Source organism: Belnapia moabensis DSM 16746 (assembly GCF_000745835.1).
In the GTDB taxonomy this organism is placed as follows: domain Bacteria; phylum Pseudomonadota; class Alphaproteobacteria; order Acetobacterales; family Acetobacteraceae; genus Belnapia; species Belnapia moabensis.
In genome coordinates this window covers 1-3,328 of sequence record NZ_JQKB01000209.1, presented here as the reverse complement: position 1 = coordinate 3,328, position 3,328 = coordinate 1, and the positions used below count along the sequence as shown (strand labels likewise).

The following is a 3,328-nucleotide window of genomic DNA, read 5'->3' as shown; positions in this document are numbered from 1 at the left end:
CCTTGCCAAGCGGCCGCAGCGGATCCGCTCCATCTTTCAGCACCCGCAATTCCGCTACGCCGCGTAGTCAAGACAATGGGGGCCGCCTCAATAAGCAGGGCCTTGCTCACTTTACCCACCGCTAAGTTCGTAGACGTCGGCTGCCTTACCGCCATCCATGATGAAGCGCTCAAAGGGGTAGTAGTAGTGCAGACGGTGTTCTTCCACGCGCTTGCGAAGCCGGTAACTGTAGGCCAGGTGCTCATCAAGGATCTGGCGGACGTCGGATCGCATCTCCGCCAGGAAGATATTGCGTTCCACGACAACGAAGCGCGGTCGGCGCTCCATCACGCGGCGCATCTCCACCGCCGGCTCAACCCAAGGGCACCCGTCACGACCCGGAACTTGAAAGTGCGGCAAGCCAGTGAAGGCAAAGCGCGTCGGGATCATGGCACCAGTCAGTAAGTAGACTGCAGGCTGGAAGCCCACGACATAGATCGTGTCTCCTCGCTGGAGCAGGGGTTTGAGGTCGGCTGCGATACGCCGCGGGGTGTCACCTGCCCAGCGCTCGCCCCCAAAGCGGTCGTTCAGCATGAGGATCGCATGGAGGATCGGGTATCGGGCCACGGCGAACATGGTCAGGGAGGCGAGTGCCACGAGGACAGCCCCGGCTGCGTGGCGGTCGGGAATGCGAGCCAGCACACCCCGGCCGACCGCCAACCCGGTTAGGAGGCAGAGCGGCGGTAGGAACTGCAGGAAGTAGTGATCTGCAGAGATACGCAAGAAGGCGATACAGGCGGCCACCGCGGCCCACCAAACACCCAAGAAGGCAACGGCGCGGCACTCCCGCGGCTCGAGCGCCAGGCCAGGGGCGAGCACCAACGCGGTAGCAGCGGTGAGCCACAGAGGCAGTTGCTCCCATGCCATCTCGAAAGCAGGCTCCAGCGCAAAGCCGCGGTCACGGCCGTAGAATACCCGATGTGCGTCAATGTTCGCTGTGGTCCACGCGTCCAAATGGCCGGTGGCCGCGTAGAGCGCGATCACGGAAAGAGTGGGCAGCAAGCTGCTCGCCCCCAAAACCAGTAATGGCTTGAGGCTCGTTCGGAGACGGACGCCACTCTCCCTTGATAGCGGCACTACCAGGATGAAAAACCCAGCCAGAAACGCCAGCATGTCGAAAAGTGTGGACTGCTTGATTTGTACCCCAGTCCCGAGCACAAGCCCGACGACACACATTGCTGCGGCGCTGGGCGGAACGCAGCGGCCAATCGCCCGCAAGAGCAGCAGCAGACCCAGGACCGAGACCGCGTCCTGAAAGAGCTCTCCCTGGAACGCCAAGCCCCCGGTGGCTACGCTGAACACGATATAGGAGAGCCCGGCCACAATCCCGATCGCCCGGCCTCCTGGCCCAAAGAGTTGGCGCGCGATTTGGCTGAGCATCCAGGCAGTCAGCCCCACCACGATGCTTGATACGATACGGGCGGTGAACACGGGATCGAAGGGCGAGGCTGCAACAGGCGTTGCCAGTGCGAACAGGCCGAAGGGCTTGAGGTCGCAGATTGTCGTGTAGGGTAGGTGGCCCCGAGCGAACTCGGAGCCCATCAGGAGGTACATGCTCTCATCGTAGTTCAGTGCCGAGTAAAGCATGGCCGGTGAGCGGACAAGGACCGCGCCGAGGACAAAACCAAGGACAAGATACGGTTCGCTGCGCAGAAATCGCGGTCCACCTGGAGAGCGCTGCATGCCGCTTTCCTTACATGTGGCGCGGAACAAGGCACCCAAATCGGGCCAGCCTGACGACCCAGGCACCACAAGCCGCCGTATTCCCCACCAACGTTGCACCGACTGCGGCGGGGGCCGACGCGTCCCCAACCGCTCAAATCCTTGGGCCGAACCCCATGATATCAGCACACGCTGCCGGCGTGGCTCCAGCATCAAAGCCCGACACCCTGGTAATACCCAGCGTCCGAAGGTCTGACTTTTGGGGTGTGTGCGGCGGAGAGAAAGTCGGCCACTGGAGCGGCGGCAGATTAGTCGCCCCACCGGATAACGAGGCTCTCAACCGATGATCTCGGAATTCCATGCTAGCGGCGGCGCAGTAACGATCTGTCCGACCGTCTACGCCTTGCCCGTGCAAAATGGCACCGGCCGCACAGATTGAGCCATCTGCAAGTCTGCAGCAGCCGGACGCCGCAATCGCTGCGCCTTCGTAGGGCAGTGAGTGGTTGGGCGTTTTGAGCGTCTGGCTGTCCGAGGTAGCGTTGGCGGAGATGGGCGGCGTCTCACCCATATGCTGCGTCCCGGTTTATAGCCTTTTTATAATGAGTTGTGCGGCGGCGCTCTGCGCATTATTCCGCGAGAACAATCTCACTACGTGAGATGTGACGGCAGGCCAGTGTCTGCGGCGACGGTCGGGCATTTGCGGGAGAAGCGCGGCCCCGGCTTGGCCCGTACGAACCCGCTCCCGATCCCAGTTGGATCCTCAGCTTCTCAGGTCCCGCCCGTCCGTCCGAACCAGACACCCAACAGGGCACCCAATGACACCAGCAGCAGACCGCCGTTCACGACGATGAGCAGCGGCGCCGGCAAGCGGCGCAGGTCGGAGCGCTGCGGCGTGTCGTGACCCGGACGTATGTCCCGCCACACTGCGACCGCAAAGCAGAAAGCCGAGAACAGCACCAGGAGGGAGGCGTTGAACAAAATAGCCCATTCCGGCAGCACGCTGCCAAGCGAGGTCTTGGCTCCTACCCCCGCGACTAGTGACACAAGCCCGGTGCGAACCCAGGCCGCGTAAGTCCGCTCTGCCGCCAATACCGTACGGTCAGCAGCATAGAGTACCCGCGGGTCGTCCTTTGCATCAGGCATTTAGGGCGAACGCACCGTAGACATCCCGGCTCCCGCACTAGCACCGAGGGGGCCGAAGCGCAGGCGCGGGGAGAGGCAGCGAGGGCCGGAAACCCCGACTTCTCTATTGCCCGCACTCGGGCGATAGGCCTGCGACCATCGAGCAGATCGGAAGCCCCCCAGGATGCGCTAGGGAGCCCGCCAGCGCCTCTGAGGTATAATGGGCCCACAACCCCGTACCCGCAACCGCCCAGGCTGGCCCAGCGTGGCCTCCCCGGCGGTCTTGAGGCGCATGAGGCCGAGGCATTCAAGAAAGGCAGCCTGCTAGCTTCGCTATGAGCTTGCCAGAGAGCGGGCCAGAAAGGTGACGGCTTCCTGCTGTTTTTCGTCCTTGATCAGAACGAAATTGCGCATGCAACTAACCCGAAAAATTCATGAGGCGGGGCGAGAAGCCTGGTGACGCCGCGGTACGCTCGCGTTCTGGTTGTGCGGGCGCGTTCGGCCG

Annotated in this window: 2 protein-coding genes; both read right to left on the bottom strand. The window is 63.0% G+C overall.

Annotated features, from left to right (window positions below; all coding sequences use genetic code 11):
- Positions 1-111: 111 nt before the first annotated feature.
- A complete protein-coding gene (locus tag EP26_RS30195) occupies positions 112-1,722 on the bottom strand; it encodes a hypothetical protein (protein WP_043345060.1) in 1,611 nt (536 codons plus the stop codon).
- Between the two features lie 747 nt (positions 1,723-2,469).
- Entirely contained in the window at positions 2,470-2,844 is a 375-nt protein-coding gene (locus EP26_RS34290; RefSeq protein ID WP_084113175.1) for a DUF202 domain-containing protein, read from the bottom strand.
- Positions 2,845-3,328: the final 484 nt, after the last annotated feature.